Consider the following 17,626-nt stretch of genomic DNA (forward strand, 5'->3'; position numbering starts at 1 on the left):
ACCTGAGTCTCTGTTGAGTGATTTTATTGATCAAGTGGGCTATATTTCTAAGGCTTTCTGATACGCACTTTCAAGCCCGTCAAGATTTTTTCCTCCAGCGGTTGCAAAACCAGGATTTCCGCCGCCGCCGCCCTGAATTTCTTTCGCTAAATCTTTTACAATAGTTCCGGCTTGATAACTTGCTGCCAAATCATCGGAAACTCCCACTGTTATCATCGGTTTTCCGTCTGCATCAGAGAGAATAATCGTTACCGAAGTCGGGATTTCTTTTTTCAGCTGGAACACGATATCTTTTACAGATCCCGCATCAAGAGACGTTTTTTTTACTAAAAGCTGTTTGTCGCCTTTATGTTCATACGCATTTTTCCAATCGCCAATTTCCCCTTTTGCTTTTTCTTTTTTGAAAGATTCAATTTCTGATTTTAATGAAGCGTTTTCTTCAATTAATTTTTCGACCGATTTTACGACATCTTTAGATTTTAATAATTGAGAAAGCTCGGTAATCTGATTTTCCAAACCTTTAAAATATTTATCAGACTGATCTCCAGAGATGGCTTCAATTCTTCTGATTCCTGCTGCTGCAGAACTTTCTGAAGTCAATTTGAAATGGCCGATTTCACTTGTATTTTTCACATGCGTTCCTCCGCAAAGCTCTTTTGAACTTCCGAATTGAATCATTCTCACAGTATCGCCATATTTTTCACCAAATAAAGCCATTGCGCCTTTCTCAATCGCTTCTTTGATCGGAATATTCCTAAATTCCTGTAAAGCAATGCTTTCTTTAATCTTTGCATTTACTTTTTCTTCCACCAAAGCCAATTCTTCTTCCGTCATTTTATTAAAATGAGAAAAGTCAAAACGCAGATAATCAGGGCCAACGTAAGAACCTTTTTGCTCTACATGCGTTCCCAAAACATCTCTCAAGGCTTCGTGCAACAGGTGAGTTACAGAGTGGTTTGCCTGAGAATTTTTTCTTTCAGATGCATTTACTTTGGCATAAAAAACAGCACCTGCATCTTTCGGAAGACCATTAATTAACGAAATGATCAATCCGTTTTCTTTTTTTGTTTCCAATACCTCGAAACGCTCTACCGCATTTTCCAAAATACCTTTATCACCAATCTGTCCGCCGCCTTCCGGGTAAAAAGGGGAATTGCTAAGTACCACCTGATAAAATTCGCCGTCTTTGTTTTCTACTTTTCTGTATCTTGTAATGTAGGTTTCAGCCTCGATCTGATCATACCCTACGAATTTTTCTTCTCTTTCTTCTAAAGTAACCCAATCGTACACTTTTTGGGCAGAATCTGCTTTTGAACGAAGCTTTTGCTTTTTCATTTCATCGTTAAAACCATCTTCATCGATCGTCAAACCTTTTTCTTCTGCGATAATTCTCGTTAAATCATCCGGGAAACCGTATGTGTCATACAATTCAAAAACTTCTTCGCTTGGTAAAACCTTGGAATTTTCCGAAATCGTCTGCTGAATTAGTTTTTCAACTCTGATCAAGCCAGTTTCAATGGTTCTCAAAAATGATTCTTCCTCACTTTTTATTACTTCAGTGACCAGTTTACCTTGTTTTTCAAGCTCAGGGAAGAATTTTCCCATTTGATTTTGAAGCACTGCCACTAATTCAAAAAGGAAAGGCTCTTTCATGTCTAAAAATCGGTAAGAATAAGAAATAGCTCTTCTTAAAATCCTTCTGATTACGTAACCGGCACCGCCGTTTGAAGGCAATTGTCCGTCTGCAATTGCGAATGAAACCGCTCTAATGTGATCGACTACAACACGAATCGCAATATCTTTTTCATCTTCTAAAATTCCGGTATATTTTTTACCGGAAAGTTCTTCAACTTTAGCAATTAAAGGCGTGAAAACATCGGTATCGTAATTGGAAGATTTTCCCTGAAGCGCCATACAAAGACGTTCGAAACCCATTCCTGTATCTACATGCTGTTGAGGAAGTTTTTCTAAAGATTTGTCAGCTTTTCTATTGAATTCCATGAAAACCAGGTTCCATACTTCAACCACTTGCGGGTGGTCATTATTCACCAGCTCTAATCCTGAAACTTTGGCTTTTTCTTCTTCCGAACGAATGTCAATATGGATTTCTGAGCACGGTCCGCATGGCCCGCTTTCACCCATTTCCCAGAAATTATCTTTTTTGTTTCCATTAATAATTCGGTCTTCGGAAATATGGGATTTCCAGAAATCATAGGCATCCTGATCTCTTTCCAGATTCTCGGAAGCATCCCCTTCAAAGATGGTAACGTATAAATTCTCTTTCGGAATTCCGTACACTTCCGTCAATAATTCCCAGGCAAAAGCAATAGCATCTTTTTTAAAATAATCCCCGAAAGACCAGTTTCCCAACATCTCAAACATGGTGTGATGATACGTGTCTCTCCCCACATCATCCAAATCATTGTGCTTCCCGGAAACTCTTAGACATTTCTGAGTATCGGCAATTCTTGGCGCCGTCGGAGTTTTATAGCCTAAGAAAAAATCTTTAAACTGCGTCATGCCCGAATTTGAAAACATGAGAGTAGGGTCGTCTTTCAGCACGATAGGAGCCGAAGGAACGATAAGGTGGTCTTTGCTTTTAAAATAATCTAAAAATTTTTGACGGATCTCTTGTGATGTCATATGATATATTTGCTTTGCTTTTAAAAATTTTCGATAAGATGCAAATTTAATGTTTTTACCTGATTTTATATCAATAAATTATATGCTTATTGCATAACGAAACAGACGTAACCGAACGGATAAAATTCTTAATTCTAAAACTATTTTTCATTATTACTCGTATATAATTACAGGTAAAAGCTGGAAATTGAACCATCATTATCATAGACAGTATCGTTAGAAAATAATGACTTTTAGTCCGAAATTTGCAGAAGAATCTGTAGGTTTTTAAATGAAGAAAAAATAATTAAAATGAACAATAAATTTAAAATGAAAAATATATTAGTATTACTTGGAGTGATTCTGGGAATAGCCGTATTTGCTACAGGTTGTGGAGATTCTTTACACTCAAAAACAAAGACAAAAATAGAAAATGAGACCAATATGGACAGTAAAAATGTAAAGGAAGTTTATTTTGCAGGAGGATGTTTCTGGGGAACTGAACACTTTTTTCAACAGATCCGTGGTGTTGTAGGAACCGAAGTAGGATATGCCAACGGAAATAAAATAAATCCTACGTATGAGGAAGTGGTAAGCCACACCACAGGTTTTGCAGAGACGGTGAAAGTAAAATATGACCCTGAACAGGTAGACCTAAAACTTCTGATCGATTTGTATTTTAAAACCATTGACCCTACAAGCCTAAACCAACAGGGAAATGACCGGGGAGACCAGTACAGAACAGGAATCTATTCTACCGATAAAGATACTCAAGAAATTATAAGAGCAGAAGTTAAGAGATTAGCTGCTGCGTATGATAAGCCTGTCGTGGTAGAAACCGTTCCTCTGAAAAATTTCTATAAAGCAGAAGATTATCATCAGGATTATCTGGATAAAAATCCTGGAGGATATTGTCATATCGAGCCGGGACTTTTTGAAATGGCAAAAAATGCAAATCCGCTTCCAAAAGCAAAATACCAGAAGCAGGATAAAAAAGTTTTAAAAGAAAAATTAACTTCTGAACAATATAAGGTAACCCAGGAAAATGCTACGGAAATGCCTTTCCAAAACGAATATTGGGACGAAACCCGTGAAGGGATTTACGTAGATATTACCACAGGAGAACCATTATTTATCTCAACCGATAAATTTGAATCCGGTTGCGGATGGCCGAGCTTTTCAAAACCGATTACCAAAAAACTGATTGAAGAAAAACTCGACAGCTCTGTAGGTATGGATAGGGTAGAAGTAAGAAGTAAAACCGGTGACGCGCATTTGGGACACGTTTTCACAGACGGCCCTAAAGATAAAGGCGGACTTCGTTACTGTATTAACAGTGCTTCACTGAAGTTTATCCCTAAAGCAGAAATGGAGAAAAAAGGGTACGGAGAATATATTTCTCTTTTAGATAAAAAGTAGTTTTAAAGTGATTAAATAAAGGTTGTCGGAAGACAGCCTTTTTTATTTCAACACTGAATCGAACATTGATTATTTCGGATGACAAAATAAAAGTGATTCAAAAATGAACCACTTTTATTTTTTAATTAAATAAATTACCAGTCTCTCTTCTTCAAAATAAAATAAGATCCGAAGATAAAAATAGCACACCAAACCAGACAGGCAATTAGGCTTTCTGTAGGATAGTGGAATTCATATTTCATTCCCATCATTTTTGCCATATTCAGTCTCATCATAGGATTGGGAATCAGATTAGACATACTCTCAAGAGGCAAAAGATGAGTAATAAAAAAGTCGTCATGCAAAATTTTCATTCTTTCAGCAGGCTTTACACCACTTACTTTCTGGTATTTTTCTACTGCAGATAAAATACCTTCAAGTATCCAAAAAACAAAAAAAGCAAGAAATACAAAGATTGATTTTCTCAGCAATACAGAGAGAAACATCAGGAAACAAAAGAAGGTAAACAGCTTTAGAAAATAATTTCCAATAAAGAAAATCTCTGCAAAAACCTTTGCAGAATCAGTCACTTTAGAATACTGATATCCCAAAAACATAGTGATCCCAAATACAATTACAGTAGAAACAATGGTGAATATACTGATCGTTAATAATTTGGATCCGATAAATTCTTCTCTGCTCAACCCATCAATCGTATTTTGCTTAAACATCCTGTTGCTGAATTCCTGGCAAATTGAAAAAACAATAATCAGCCCTAGGAAAATCTTGAGCAGCGCTACAATCCATGTGGTAAAATTCCAGATTTCCGGGAAATTGTAAATCCCCTGTTCTTTTAGATTAATCGTTTCTCCAAAGACCTCAAGATCAACGAGACCTATAAAAAGAAAAGCAATCAAAATTGCAAAATATAATGCTGTAAAAATCTTAAAAGGCTTGTAATTCAGATTTTTATAATATTCGAGTTTTAATAGTTTAAGCATGAGGAGTGTTTTTTACAAGTTCAAGGAATTGAGTTTCAAGCGACTGTTTTTTCTTAGCAAGATGGGAAAGAAAAATGCCTTTCTCGCTAAGCTTCTGATTCAGCCCTGAAGCGGAAACAGAAACATCTTCACGGATCTGAGCTTTGATGATTTCGCCATCGATCTTTACGGAAACAAACCACTGAAGTTCTTCTAAAGTATTTAAAAGCAAAGCATTATTATCCGCTTTTAATTCAAAATACCCGCTGTTGCTGGTCATTCCGTCTACCAATCCCGAATAAATTGCATCTCCGTCTTTTAAAACAATAACGTGGCTGCATATTTTCTCGATTTCATCCAGAAGGTGACTTGCGATAATAATCGTGATCCCCTGTTTGGCAATGGTTCCTATGATTTCCCTGATCTGAATGATTCCTTCCGGATCCAGTCCGTTCGTAGGTTCGTCCAAAATCAGAACTTCAGGATTGTTCAGCAAAGAAGAGGCTATCGCCAAACGCTGTTTCATACCCAGAGAAAAAGTTTTAAAGGTGTCTTTTTTTCTTTCAAGAAGTCCCACCGTCTGCAAAACTTCATCAATTCTTGAATGGGGAGTCCCTTTGATCTCGGCAACGATTTTCAGATTGGTTTCCGCACTCAGATAAGGATAGAAATTGGGCTGCTCGATAATGGCCCCGATTCTTTTCAGGGTTTCGGCATCCGTTCCTTTTTTACCAAACCAAAACCAGTCTCCACTGGTAGGATTAATGGTTGAAAGCAACATCCCGAAAGTGGTAGATTTTCCGCTTCCGTTGGGACCGAGAAGTCCGTACACATTTCCTTTCTCCACATCAAAGGAAATATTGTTGACGACCACTCTTTTGAATTTTTTGGTCAGATTCTTTACCGATAAGATTGTTTCCATGTAATTTGTTTTACATCATAAATAGTCGTGTTTTTTATAAAATGTTACAGGATGATATTAAAAGGTAGAGGATAAAACGGAAACAGTACTTTTTTCTATTAAATTAATCTTTCAAAAGTCACTCAAAAATATTAAATTTGATAGAACTAACGATGATTTTATGAAGCTTACCGCACTCGCAGAAGATTTACAGATCTCTGCAGAAAGTATCAAACAGTTTATCCAGGATTTTGATCTTGATCTGGAAGACTGCATCAATACCCGCTTTGACGTAAAAGAAGATTTCGAAAAATTTGCGTACGAAAACGGAGATTTTTTAAGACAATACGATAAAGATTTAAATGAGAATAAAACCGCCGAACAGATTGCAGACCTCATCAATCAACCGAAAGAAAAAGTAGAGGAAGCACTGAAAGAATCCCACGTTAATATTTTTGATAACGGTTTGTTCCGCTCTTCCGTTTCCAGCTACGGAATTGATCATAAATTAGGGGGGAATTACAAATTTGTCTATAATTACTTTGATCAGAAAACCAGTTTGCAGCAAAGAGATTTTATAGGCTATAGAGACCTTTTCTTTTATATTTCCGAAGCATTGGAACCTTTTTTAAACGGGCAGCAGATTAAAGACTGGGGCATCAGCAAACCGGCAGGAATTATTTTATACGGCCCTCCCGGAAGCGGAAAAATTTTCTGGGCACACAAAATTGCTGAAATTATCGGGTATCAGTTTAAAGAAATTAAAAAACATTATCTCGGAACTTCATTTGTTGACGGAAATAAGACCAATTTTGACGATTTTCTCGCCACGATAATGAAAGAAAACAAAATACTTCTTTTTATGGAAGATTTTGATGAAATCATGATACAAAGAAAAGCAGAAACCGATATTGCTTCCTGTAATCTTGAAACGCAAGAGATTATTCTGCACCATATCGGGAGATTTGAAAAAGAAAATGTTCTGATGGTAGGTTCTGCTAATTCGGTTTCAGAGATAGATGAAGAGATTCTTGCCCCCGGAAGATTTGATGTTATGATTCCCGTTTTTCCTCCCAATGCTTCAGAACGTGCGGAAATCATCCTTTATTCTATGCTGAAGAATCTTGACAATGATTCTTTACTTTTTAAAATCCTTAAGAATAATAATGCCGATAAAATTCCTTTCTGGAAAGATACTGCCTCTAAGATGAAAGTGTTCAGCAATACCATGCTGATTGATTTTACACAAAGCCTGAAAAAAAGAATCAAAAATCTGTACCTCAAAACCAGAAATGAACATGTAATCATTGATCAGAAAATTCTCAACGGGGCATTACGGGATGCGGCGGCAAAACTCACCAAAGAATATCTCGATCAGGTTGCTCAGTTTCTCAATGACCTTATCATTAATAATTTTGATGATTTCCAGATGAGAATCCACAGTTTGAAAGCTGAGCTTGAATCTTATAAGGCAGTAGAGCAACCCCGAAGAGAAATTGGTTTTCAGCACAATGATGATGATGATGAAGAAATGAAGAAAAACTAAGTTTTACTCTCATTGAAAAGATAATGTAAGCCAGTCTTCTCCCAGATATAAATCTTAAAACAAATATCCGTATTTTTGTAAAAAGAAACATTTCGTGATCAACAACGACCATATAAAAGACGCTCAATCCAGAATTGAAGACCTTCATAAATATCTTCAGATCGATAAAAAGAAGATAGAAATTTCTAATGACGATGAAAAAACCGCCGCTCCGGAGTTTTGGGATAATCCTAAAACCGCGGAAGTTTTTCTGAAGCAGCTTCGTTCCAAAAAAAAGTGGGTAGAAGAATATGAAGAAATCAATATGCAGTTTGAAGATCTTCAGGTGTTGATAGAATTTGCAAAAGAGGATCCCGATTCTGAACAGGAACTGGATGAAACTTTTCCTAAGCTTATCGAAAAAATCGAGAATCTGGAGTTCAAAAATATGCTTTCCAATGAAGGGGATGAGCTTTCGGCGGTTATCCAGATTACAGCAGGTGCAGGAGGCACAGAAAGTTGTGACTGGGCTGCAATGCTTATGAGAATGTACACAATGTGGGCAGAAAAGCAGGGGTATAAGATTAAAGAGCTCAATTATCAGGAAGGTGAGGTTGCCGGTGTAAAAACGGTCACCTTAGAAATAGAAGGAGAATACGCTTTCGGATATCTGAAAGGAGAAAACGGCGTTCACCGGTTGGTAAGGATTTCGCCTTTCGACAGTAATGCAAAACGTCATACAAGCTTCGTTTCGGTGTACGTTTATCCTTTGGTGGATGATACGATTGAGATCAACATCAACCCTGCAGATATTTCTTTCGAAACCATGCGAAGCTCCGGAGCAGGAGGCCAGAATGTGAATAAGGTCGAAACCGCGGTTCGTCTCCGTCACGCACCGACAGGCATTATCATTGAAAACTCAGAATCCCGTTCACAGCTTCAAAATAAGGAAAAAGCCATGCAGCTTTTAAAATCCAGATTGTATGAGATGGAATTGGAAGAGCGCTTGAAAGCCCGGAACGAAATCGAAGCCGGCAAAATGAAAATAGAGTGGGGAAGCCAGATCAGGAATTATGTAATGCACCCTTACAAGCTGGTAAAAGATGTACGTTCCGGCTACGAAACATCTGATGTGGATGCGGTGATGAACGGAAACCTTACCCCGTTTCTGAAAGCCTATCTCATGGCAGACGGAACGGCAGTTTCTGATGATTTGGATTTATAAATATTCTCATGAATTTTAGTTAAAATATAATAATAAATTTCCATCTGAATTTTATTAAGCTTATTTTTGTTACTTATCAAAACGTATGGAAGATTTCAATAGCTGGAAAGATTTGCTGAACCCCGAATTTTATATAGATAACGGTGGTTTTTGGCTTATTCTGTTCATCATTTTTGCTGAAACAGGTTTGTTCGTGGGCTTTTTCCTGCCCGGAGATTCTTTGCTTTTTGTGTCGGGAATTTATGCGGTTAAAATCATTGCTGAAACCTTTGGTTCTACGGGAAGTGATTTTCTGGATACCACCATTTTATCTACTGCAGTCGCAGTGGCGGCAATTATCGGAAATGAGGTGGGATATTATTTCGGGCTAAAAGCAGGTCCTGCTTTGTATAAAAAGAAAGATACCATGCTTTTTAAAAAGAAATATCTTTATCAGGCTCATGAGTTTTTTGAAAGAAATGGTGCGCTTGCCGTTATTATGGCAAGATTTTTACCGGTCGTACGAACGTTTACACCCATTGTAGCGGGAATCGTAAAGATGAATAAAAAAGAATTTTTACGCGATAATATCATCGGTGCGTTTTTATGGTCCTTCATTCTTATTTTTGCAGGGCATTATTTAGATAAATTATTTCAGGATCAGTTTGGGATCGACCTGAAAACAAAACTGGAATATATCATTATTGTGATCGTTTTGGTTACTACATTACCGGTGATCCTTAAATTTATTTTTGGCACCCCAAAAGAAAATCCTGTTCAGGAAGATGATGCGCTTGATGAGCTGATTGACAAAGAAAAATAAAAAAGAAAATATCAATAGCCTGCTCTTAAGCGGGTTATTTTTTTATCCATTCAAGAATATTGGGATAAATGATGCGGTCTCTTTTCTTTTTACTGAAAAACCGTGGAGCATGGCCTGTATTTTTCATAAAGACCAGTTTGTGCGGTACATTCATTTTTGTAAGGGCAGAATCTAGAGCCAGACCCTGTTTCTGATTCACTAAAAAATCGGTATTTCCCTGAAATAACAAGGTAGGAACCTGAGTAATATTTGCAATCGGGCTTGCTTTCTGAAATTCTGGTGATAAATTTTTCCGGTTAAATTTTGTTCCGACCATTTTCTGTACCGTTCCGGAGGTATATTTTGAATAAAACGAATGCAGATATTCCGGAGAATAAAAATCTGTAGGGCCGCTCAGAGAAATGATTTTCTTGATCTTATCCGGATTCCTGTAGCCATAGAGCAATGCCAAATGTCCTCCTGCACTTTCTCCTAAAATGATATAATTATCGGGAAGCAATTCTGCTTTTTCAGACAGGGTATTAAATTTTTCAATGACAGAATTGATGTCTTCAAGCTGATCTTTGTAAGTAATGTGTTTGGAAACCAGCCTGTAATTCATATTAATGCTGGGAATATTATTTTTAAAAAGCATTTTCTGAATCTGGATCATATGCTCTTTTCGCCCGTACTTCCATGCGCCACCGTGGAGCATTAATACAACCGGTGTATTCTGAGCATACTCTGCCGGAAGAAAGACATCCATTTTTTGCCTTTTATGTTCACCATATTTCAGGTTGTATATTTTCTGATCATTATTTCCCACCCACACCCGGAATTTTGAATTACATGAATTTAAAATAAAACCCATACAGCCTAAAGCAAAAAAATGATATCTGAGAATGAGTTTTTTCATACAGTAAAGGTAATAAAAATTGAATCTTGTAAGTAAATGACATCATGCTGTTTTCAATAAAAAATTTTCTGTTTGAGAAAAAATTTTCTCAGCAATAATTAGATTTTTAGTTCTTAATCAGGAATGGTATCACGTATTTATACCTCAATATGGTCAATCGAATTTTATAAACCAAATTAAAACATTATTTTTACAGGGTAAAATGTAAGAGTATGGCTTCTGGTTTTTTTGCAATTTTAGATGATATTGCATCTTTGATGGATGATGTGGCAGTTACAAGTAAAATCGCGACCCAAAAAACAGCAGGGATTTTGGGAGACGATTTGGCGGTAAATGCAGAAAAAGCTACCGGTTTTGTTTCTTCCCGCGAGATTCCTGTTCTTTGGGCGATTACCAAAGGTTCGTTCATTAATAAACTGATTATTCTTCCGATTGTTTTTCTGCTGAACTGGCTTTATCAGCCTGCTATCAATTATATTCTTATTTTAGGAGGGCTGTACCTTGCTTTTGAAGGAGTAGAAAAAATAATTGAATTTTTATTTCATCGAAAAAAAGAAGAAAGTGAGGTTATTGAAACCACAGAAGATGAAGATTCGGAAGAATCTGAAAAATCTAAGATCAGAGCGGCAATCACTACAGATTTTATCCTTTCCATTGAAATTGTAATCATCGCTTTAGGAACGGTTTTAGAAGAAAGCCATCCTTTTATTACCCAGATTCTTGTAACGAGTTTAGTAGCATTTATTGCAACGGTCGGGGTTTACGGAATTGTTGCCCTTATTGTAAGAATGGATGACGCAGGTTTTAAATTAATCAAAAAAAGCAACGGTAAAGGTTTCTTCTCCAAATTGGGCCAGTTTCTGGTAGATGCATTACCGTGGATCATCAAAGCTTTAGGAGTAATCGGAACGGTTGCGCTTATCATGGTCGCAGGTGAGATTTTTGCACACCGGATTGATTACCTTCACCATATATTGCCGTCTTGGCCGGGACTTCTAAAACAGATATTATTCGGATTAACAGGAGGTTTATTGGGAGTTATACTTTTTACAGGAAGTAAAAAAATATATTCTTTGGTGACAAAAAAATAATTTCATTACTGCAATTATGTACTGAAAATCCTGTTTCTTCTTGAGCAGGATTTTTTATGTAAATTATTTAATTAATTAATTCTGCAAAATAACTATTTTTGCCGGAATTATAATGGTAGATAATGAGGAATTTATCAATAGATGTATTAAAAATCGTTCTGGCTTTTTTTGTAGTTTTTCTACACATGCAGCTTTTGAAAAATTCTTACCCTCTTGTCAATTACCTTTCGGTTAACGGGCTTTTCAGATTGGCTGTTCCCATTTTTTTAATTATTACGGGGTATTATTTTTTTTATGTTGATCAGATTTCCAAACTCAGAAAATGGCTTTTAAGAACATTGGTACTGTATGCGATCTGGATGATCATTTATATTTATTACTGGAAAGATGAAGATCATATTTTACTGACTATTCTTTTTGGATATCATCATTTATGGTATCTCATCGGAACTTTTTTTTCAGGCATTGTTCTTTATTTCCTGAGAAATCAGAGCACTATCAAACTTATTTGTTTAGCGGTATTGTTATTTTTAACGGGATATGCGATACAGATTTTGGGAAATCTGCATTATTTCAAAGATGAAACAGATTCAGTTTTGAATATCTATTTTCTTTACCGGAATTTTCTTTTTGTGTGCTTTCCTTTTTTAACCGTTGGTTTTTTGATCAACCGTCAAAAAGCAGAAATAGCATCATTGAAATATGGCCCTTTATTGACTGTACTGGCTGTTTTGTGTGTTATAGCAGAAGCATATTTTAATTATAAAAATATAGGCTCTGAAAGTACAGATATCCTGATCTCATTATTATTTGCCTGTCCGTTATTGTTTTTATACTTTAAAAATAAATACATTAAAACCAGTTCAAAATTCCTGGCAAACCTTTCCACAGCGATCTATGTAGTTCATCCGCTGATTATGAAATCTGATTTTTATGAAAACATTACATCTTTCAAAGTCTTGATTTTTTTAGGGATTTTGCTGCCGGTAAGTTTTGCGTTGGTTTATATCAGTAAAAAAATAAAATACCTGCTGTAACAGGTATTCTATTTTTCTGGATATAACTATCTAGTTCTAATTGAACTGATAATTCATAATGACCATTCTCAAAATAAAATGTACAAAATCCTGATCTGCCTCATCTCTTTTTATCAGGTGATTTCTATAATTATAAGATCCTAAAACCTTTAATAACCTTACATAAATGTCCAGATCTTCACCCGTGATTCGTATTCTCACGTTTCCGTCTTTCTTTTTTATAATTACATCATCCAGGGTTCTTACCCTAAATGAAACATCACATAATTTTGGAACAGAGCCATAGTATCTTTCAACAATATTTACTTTAAAAGTATCAAAAATGATGGTGTTATATACAAGATTCGGATTAGACTCTTGCATACGCAGTTGAAGCTTATAGTTCATGTGAAATAATTTTTTTTCTTATACGTCGTTGCCTTTGGAATGCTTTCAAAGACTCTTTACTTTAATAAATGCAAAAGTAAAAAAACGAAAATAAATTTAGGTAAAAAAAGAGACTTAAAAAAGCCTCTCAAATATTAATTGAATAAATCTTTCACCTTGTCGAAGAACGTCTTCTCTTTTCCGGATGGTTCGGCAACCATATCGCCGCTTGCCATCTGTTTTTCGAAGAAATCTTTTTGTTCTTTATTAAGCGTCTGAGGTGTCCAGACATTGATATGGATAAACATATCGCCTTTTCCATAGCTGTCAATACTTGGAAGGCCTTTCCCTGCTAATCTCAGGATTTTTCCGGATTGCGTTCCTGCATCTACCGTTATTTTTACCTTTCCGCCTACGGTAGGAATTTCTTTTTTAGTTCCCAGAGCAGCTTCAGCAAAAGAAACGTACAGTTCCTGGTGAAGGTTATCGCCTTCTCTCTTGATGGTTGTATCAATTTCTTCCTCTACAATCACCAATAAATCTCCCGGAATACCACCAAAAGGTGCATCATTTCCTTTTCCTCTCACATTTAGCTGAATACCGTCTCTTGCGCCTGCCGGAATGTTAATGGTAATTTCTTCTTCATCTTTTATTAAACCCTGAGCATTGGCGCCTGCCGGAATTTTATCGGCAACTTTCCCGATTCCCTGACAGGTACCGCATGTAGTTTGCGTCTGCATTTGCCCAAACATCGTGTTCATCACTTTCAGCTGAACTCCCGATCCGTTACAGGTAGGGCAGGTTTTCGAAGTGGCACCTTCTGCCATCTTCATTTTTTTTACTTTAAGGGTTTTTTGAGTTCCATTCACCATTTCTTCAAGATTCAGCTTGATTCTGATTCTTAAATTTGAACCTTTCACCTGTTGCTGACCGCCACCGCCGCCAAATCCTCCGAAACCGCCGCCACCGAAAATATCTCCGAACTGGCTGAAAATGTCTTCCATGTTCATCCCGCCGCCGAAACCGCCTCCTCCGAAGCCTCCGTTTCCGCCAACTCCTGCGTGACCGTACTGATCGTATCTTGCACGCTTCTGGTCATCGCTCAGAACTTCGTATGCTTCCGCAGCTTCTTTAAACTTATCTTCGGCTTCTTTATCTCCTGGGTTTTTATCCGGGTGATATTTGATCGCCATTTTTCGGTATGCTTTCTTTATTTCGTCGGCAGATGCAGATTTGCTGATCTCAAGAACGTCGTAATAATCTCTTTTTGACATGATATATTATACTTGATGATTGATAAGTGGTTATTGATGTTTTTAATATCACCAGTGAAATTGGCCATCGCTAATCACTCATCATTGATCATTAATGAATTTAGTTTCCCGTTACTACTTTTGCAAAACGAATTACTTTATCCCCTAAAGTATATCCTGTTTCTACAACATCTACGATTTTTCCTTTCAGATCTTCCGAAGGCGAAGGGATTTGAGTAATGGCCTCATGGAAATCTACGTTGAAACTGTCCCCGGCTTTTACTTCCATAGGTTTTAAGCCTTTTTCGGTCAATTTATTTTTAAATTTGTTGTAAATTAACTCTACACCTTGAAGATCAGCGGCATTTCCGTTTTTAGCAATCTCTTTAATCGCTCTTTCAAAATCATCCAAAACGCCTAACATAGAAACCATCATATCCTGATTGGCATACGTGAAAAACTCCATCTTCTCTTTTGAAGTTCTTTTTTTATAGTTTTCGAACTCTGCGTATAATCTGATGTAACGGTCTTTTTCTACTGCCAAAAGTTCTTCCGCAGTAGGAGTTTCTGTCACATTTTCCTGAGTTAACGGCTCGCTTTGTGTATTTCCTTCTTCCTGTATATTGATATTTTCTTCGTTGATATCCTGATTTTCCATAATTTCAATAACTTTTACATTGTTGTTTGTCAAAGATTCTGCCAAAGAAAAAATCAGGACATTTAGTCAGAAATAAAAATATATCCAAAATATTTATTGTGGATATATTTAATTTAGTAATAATCAGCTAATTTATTTTCCGAAAAAAGTCTGGTATAATAAATAGAGGTTCAGAACAATGATAACCAATGAAATGGCCCAAACCGAGATTTTTAAAAATGTTTTGTTCGCAAATTCTCCCATCTTAGCCTTATCGTTAGTGAAAATAACCAATGGTACTACTGCAAAACTCAGCTGCATAGATAAAATGACCTGACTTAATACCAATAAATCTGTCGTTCCTTCTTCGCCATACAGGATCGCGACGATCAATGCGGGAATTACAGCAATTAACCTTGTAATTAGTCTTCTCAGCCATGGTTTTAATTTAATATTTAAGAAGCCTTCCATTACAATCTGTCCGGCAAGCGTTCCCGTAAGGGTAGAATTCTGTCCGGAAGCCAGTAATGCAATAGCAAAAGCAATACTTGCCATTGACGCACCCAGAATCGGGGTCAACATTTTATAAGCATCATTGATGTCTGCAACATGTTTATTTCCTGTGGTATGAAAGGTCGCTGCGGCTAAGATCAAAATGGCTGCATTGATAAAAAATGCCAGTAATAAAGAAACGGTACTGTCTAAGGTAGCAAATTTTATAGCTTCTTTTTTTCCTTGTGTATCACGGTTATAATCCCTGGTCTGTACAATACTGCTGTGCAGATATAAATTGTGGGGCATCACGGTAGCTCCTAAAATCCCGATCCCGATATAAAGCATGGCTTTATTGGTAATGATTTCTTTTTGAGGAACCAATCCTCCCAAAAGGGCATTAATCTCAGGTTTTGAAATAATAATTTCGTATCCGAAACAGGCAAGAATGATTAATATTAGTCCGCCGACAATACTTTCAATCCACCGGAAACCTTTTGCCTGCAACAAAAGAATAAACAGTACATCTGCAGTTGTAATCACTATTCCCCAGGTAAGCGGGATATGGAAAAGCAAATTTAAGGCAATAGCAGATCCGATGACTTCTGCCAGATCACAGGCTGCAATGGCAATTTCGCAAAAAATCCACAGCATAAAATTGGTTGCAGGTTTAAAATGATCCCGGCAAGCCTGTGCAAGATCTCTTTCGGTGACAACCCCTAGTTTTACAGATAAATGCTGTAAAACCATGGCAAAAATATTGGAAATTAAAATCACGGAAAGAAGCGTATATCCGAATTGTGCACCCCCTGCAATATCGGTGGCCCAGTTTCCGGGATCCATATATCCTACGGCGATCATTAATCCTGGTCCTGCAAAAGCCAGGTATTTTCTCCAGAAACTGCCGTTTTTAGGAATTTTAATAGACGAATATACTTCAGACAATGAGTTTGAAGTTTTATCTTTTCGCCAGGCTGGTTTTGTATTAAGATTCATAAATGTTAGAAATGGCTAACAAATTTAATTAAATAAATGAAAAAGAAAAGAAGTTTACAAAAAAATCCCGAAAAATAATTTCGGGATCAGGTATATATGTATTCAGATTATTTTGCAAATCGTACTGCCATTTTTCTGTCTGCTGCTCTTTCGGCATCAGAAGCTGATGCATCTACTTCAGCAAATTTGCTTCCATATCCTTCTGCCCCTAAAATTTGGTTTTCTACACCTTGTTTAGCAAGCCAGTCTTTAATATAAGTTGCTCTTTCTGTAGAAAGTTTCACATTATCTGCTTCATTTCCTACTTTATCGGTATATCCTCCGATTTTAATTTTAGTATCGGGATACGCTTTTAAAATAGCAACTAAATTTTCTAACTGTCCTTGAGAACCTGCTTCTAATTCTGAAGAACTTCCCATTTTGAAATTGACGTGGTCAAAATTATACCACCCGTCTTTCAAAGCGGCGTCATCTGCAGCATTTTTATAATTTCCGGATTTCAGGAAAGTGATCATCTGATCTTCCATTCCTCCTTTGTATCCTTTTAAAGTTGTACCATTCAGATCAATATCCTCATCTGTTTTTGCAGTAGTGGCTGCAGGCATTTCTTTTAAGATTGTAGCGGTATCATTGGCCGTATTGGTAGAATCATTTGCAACAGTGGTGGTCGTAGTCGTTTCTTTTTTCTCAAACTGCTTCCAGATAAAATATGCTGCTGCAATTAACAGTAAAAGTGGCAATAGCCATTTCCAGATCGATCCGCTTTCTGTGGTTCTTTCCGGGAAAGTTCCTCCTGCGGCGGTACTTCTCGTTACTTCAATTTTTGGTTCCTCATGTGTTACAGGTTTGATGGTGTCATTATCATTATCAAATTTGTATCCCTTGTCCCAGTCTCCCATATTTAATGAAGCTAAAGAAAGGCCTGCGGGAAGCAATGTAGATACTACACCTTTCTGCTCATTTAATAAACCAGAAATTCCCGATCTGTCTAAATTATTATCAGCTGCATATTTTCCGATCGAGCCGACTGTGGCTCCTGTAACCATATTTAAAAGTGAAGAAGACGAGTTGTTGCTGATCCCGGCATAAGTAGCTATAGAATTGACTAAACCTCCTATTTTATCTCCGAATATTGAATACAGAAGTCCTGAAACTAAAGAATTGTTAGAATCAATTCCCATGAGGTTTCCCAACATACCGTTTGATGATGCGTTTGAAATGGCATCTATAACAACAGGGTTATCAGCATTATTGGCTAAGCCTCCCACAACGGCGGGCAAAATTCCGCTGATTGCTTTTGAAATTCCCGTTTCGCTTTCTCCAAGCTGTGATGCAGCCTGCGTTGTTAAAGCAGGACCTAGCTGTCCTTTAATTAAATCGATAACGTTTAGTGACATAATAATTAT

At 36.8% G+C, this 17,626-nt stretch carries 15 protein-coding genes; 6 read left to right on the plus strand and 9 right to left on the minus strand.

Features of this window, described 5'->3' with window-relative positions; all coding sequences use genetic code 11:
- Window positions 1-39: 39 nt before the first annotated feature.
- The gene (gene alaS / locus N0B16_RS02175; RefSeq protein WP_262989077.1) at window positions 40-2,643 is read right to left on the minus strand and encodes an alanine--tRNA ligase; all 2,604 of its coding nucleotides are present in this window, start codon (window positions 2,641-2,643) and stop codon (window positions 40-42) included.
- Between the two features lie 309 nt (window positions 2,644-2,952).
- Here alaS and msrB point away from each other — a divergent pair, with 309 nt between their 5' ends.
- Window positions 2,953-4,041 (plus strand): peptide-methionine (R)-S-oxide reductase MsrB, encoded by a 1,089-nt coding sequence (gene msrB, locus N0B16_RS02180; RefSeq protein WP_262989078.1) that lies wholly within the window; start codon window positions 2,953-2,955, stop codon window positions 4,039-4,041.
- Window positions 4,042-4,175: 134 nt separating this feature from the next.
- Here msrB and N0B16_RS02185 read toward each other — a convergent pair whose 3' ends face one another.
- Both N0B16_RS02185 and N0B16_RS02190 read right to left on the minus strand, forming a co-directional pair.
- On the minus strand, window positions 4,176-5,021 hold the full coding sequence (locus N0B16_RS02185) for an ABC transporter permease (RefSeq protein ID WP_262989079.1): 846 nt from the start codon (window positions 5,019-5,021) through the stop codon (window positions 4,176-4,178).
- Window positions 5,014-5,922 (minus strand): ABC transporter ATP-binding protein, encoded by a 909-nt coding sequence (locus N0B16_RS02190; protein WP_262989080.1) that lies wholly within the window; start codon window positions 5,920-5,922, stop codon window positions 5,014-5,016. The genes N0B16_RS02185 and N0B16_RS02190 overlap by 8 nt, the downstream gene beginning before the upstream one ends.
- A 160-nt stretch (window positions 5,923-6,082) precedes the next feature.
- Between N0B16_RS02190 and N0B16_RS02195 the strand changes: the two genes are divergently transcribed.
- From N0B16_RS02195 to N0B16_RS02205, 3 genes are all read left to right on the plus strand, one after another.
- The gene (locus N0B16_RS02195) at window positions 6,083-7,447 is read left to right on the plus strand and encodes an ATP-binding protein (protein WP_262989081.1); all 1,365 of its coding nucleotides are present in this window, start codon (window positions 6,083-6,085) and stop codon (window positions 7,445-7,447) included.
- A 94-nt stretch (window positions 7,448-7,541) separates the two neighbouring features.
- Window positions 7,542-8,651 carry a peptide chain release factor 2 gene (gene prfB, locus N0B16_RS02200; RefSeq protein WP_262989082.1) on the plus strand — a complete coding sequence of 370 codons (1,110 nt, stop codon included), beginning with the start codon at window positions 7,542-7,544 and terminating at the stop codon, window positions 8,649-8,651.
- Between the two features lie 85 nt (window positions 8,652-8,736).
- On the plus strand, window positions 8,737-9,453 hold the full coding sequence (locus N0B16_RS02205) for a DedA family protein (RefSeq protein WP_262989083.1): 717 nt from the start codon (window positions 8,737-8,739) through the stop codon (window positions 9,451-9,453).
- Between the two features lie 34 nt (window positions 9,454-9,487).
- Here the strand turns inward: N0B16_RS02205 and N0B16_RS02210 are convergent, their stop codons facing one another.
- Window positions 9,488-10,348, minus strand: a complete 861-nt coding sequence (locus tag N0B16_RS02210) for an alpha/beta hydrolase (RefSeq protein WP_262989084.1) — start codon at window positions 10,346-10,348, stop codon at window positions 9,488-9,490.
- A gap of 212 nt (window positions 10,349-10,560) precedes the next feature.
- On the opposite strand from N0B16_RS02210, the gene N0B16_RS02215 reads away from it, so the two are divergent.
- Both N0B16_RS02215 and N0B16_RS02220 read left to right on the plus strand, forming a co-directional pair.
- Complete coding sequence (locus N0B16_RS02215) at window positions 10,561-11,439, plus strand: DUF808 family protein (protein WP_262989085.1); 879 nt, start codon at window positions 10,561-10,563, stop codon at window positions 11,437-11,439.
- Between the two features lie 122 nt (window positions 11,440-11,561).
- Entirely contained in the window at window positions 11,562-12,476 is a 915-nt protein-coding gene (locus N0B16_RS02220) for an acyltransferase family protein (protein WP_262989086.1), read from the plus strand.
- Between the two features lie 36 nt (window positions 12,477-12,512).
- On the opposite strand, the gene N0B16_RS02225 is transcribed toward N0B16_RS02220, so the two are convergent.
- The 5 genes from N0B16_RS02225 to N0B16_RS02245 all read right to left on the minus strand — a co-directional run bounded on the left by N0B16_RS02225 (window position 12,513) and on the right by N0B16_RS02245 (window position 17,617).
- Window positions 12,513-12,863 (minus strand): prevent-host-death protein, encoded by a 351-nt coding sequence (locus tag N0B16_RS02225; RefSeq protein ID WP_262989087.1) that lies wholly within the window; start codon window positions 12,861-12,863, stop codon window positions 12,513-12,515.
- Between the two features lie 134 nt (window positions 12,864-12,997).
- Window positions 12,998-14,116 (minus strand): molecular chaperone DnaJ, encoded by a 1,119-nt coding sequence (gene dnaJ / locus N0B16_RS02230; protein WP_262989088.1) that lies wholly within the window; start codon window positions 14,114-14,116, stop codon window positions 12,998-13,000.
- Between the two features lie 100 nt (window positions 14,117-14,216).
- Window positions 14,217-14,753, minus strand: coding sequence for a nucleotide exchange factor GrpE (locus N0B16_RS02235; protein WP_262989089.1), 537 nt, complete (start codon window positions 14,751-14,753; stop codon window positions 14,217-14,219).
- Between the two features lie 132 nt (window positions 14,754-14,885).
- Complete coding sequence (locus N0B16_RS02240; protein WP_262989090.1) at window positions 14,886-16,220, minus strand: Nramp family divalent metal transporter; 1,335 nt, start codon at window positions 16,218-16,220, stop codon at window positions 14,886-14,888.
- 107 nt (window positions 16,221-16,327) lie between these two features.
- Window positions 16,328-17,617, minus strand: a complete 1,290-nt coding sequence (locus N0B16_RS02245) for an OmpA family protein (protein ID WP_262989091.1) — start codon at window positions 17,615-17,617, stop codon at window positions 16,328-16,330.
- Window positions 17,618-17,626 lie beyond the last annotated feature (9 nt).

It is taken from the genome of Chryseobacterium gilvum, from assembly GCF_025628965.1.
GTDB lineage: Bacteria > Bacteroidota > Bacteroidia > Flavobacteriales > Weeksellaceae > Chryseobacterium > Chryseobacterium gilvum.

Excerpts from the sequence above, each read along its gene's own strand:
- alaS (WP_262989077.1), bottom strand. The coding sequence starts at position 2,643 with ATGACATCACAAGAGATCCGTCAAAAATTTTTAGATTATTTTAAAAGC.
- msrB (WP_262989078.1), top strand. The coding sequence starts at position 2,953 with ATGAAAAATATATTAGTATTACTTGGAGTGATTCTGGGAATAGCCGTA.
- N0B16_RS02185 (WP_262989079.1), bottom strand. The coding sequence starts at position 5,021 with ATGCTTAAACTATTAAAACTCGAATATTATAAAAATCTGAATTACAAG.
- N0B16_RS02190 (WP_262989080.1), bottom strand. The coding sequence starts at position 5,922 with ATGGAAACAATCTTATCGGTAAAGAATCTGACCAAAAAATTCAAAAGA.
- N0B16_RS02195 (WP_262989081.1), top strand. The coding sequence starts at position 6,083 with ATGAAGCTTACCGCACTCGCAGAAGATTTACAGATCTCTGCAGAAAGT.
- N0B16_RS02205 (WP_262989083.1), top strand. The coding sequence starts at position 8,737 with ATGGAAGATTTCAATAGCTGGAAAGATTTGCTGAACCCCGAATTTTAT.
- N0B16_RS02210 (WP_262989084.1), bottom strand. The coding sequence starts at position 10,348 with ATGAAAAAACTCATTCTCAGATATCATTTTTTTGCTTTAGGCTGTATG.
- N0B16_RS02215 (WP_262989085.1), top strand. The coding sequence starts at position 10,561 with ATGGCTTCTGGTTTTTTTGCAATTTTAGATGATATTGCATCTTTGATG.
- N0B16_RS02220 (WP_262989086.1), top strand. The coding sequence starts at position 11,562 with ATGAGGAATTTATCAATAGATGTATTAAAAATCGTTCTGGCTTTTTTT.
- N0B16_RS02225 (WP_262989087.1), bottom strand. The coding sequence starts at position 12,863 with ATGAACTATAAGCTTCAACTGCGTATGCAAGAGTCTAATCCGAATCTT.
- dnaJ (WP_262989088.1), bottom strand. The coding sequence starts at position 14,116 with ATGTCAAAAAGAGATTATTACGACGTTCTTGAGATCAGCAAATCTGCA.
- N0B16_RS02235 (WP_262989089.1), bottom strand. The coding sequence starts at position 14,753 with ATGGAAAATCAGGATATCAACGAAGAAAATATCAATATACAGGAAGAA.
- N0B16_RS02240 (WP_262989090.1), bottom strand. The coding sequence starts at position 16,220 with ATGAATCTTAATACAAAACCAGCCTGGCGAAAAGATAAAACTTCAAAC.
- N0B16_RS02245 (WP_262989091.1), bottom strand. The coding sequence starts at position 17,617 with ATGTCACTAAACGTTATCGATTTAATTAAAGGACAGCTAGGTCCTGCT.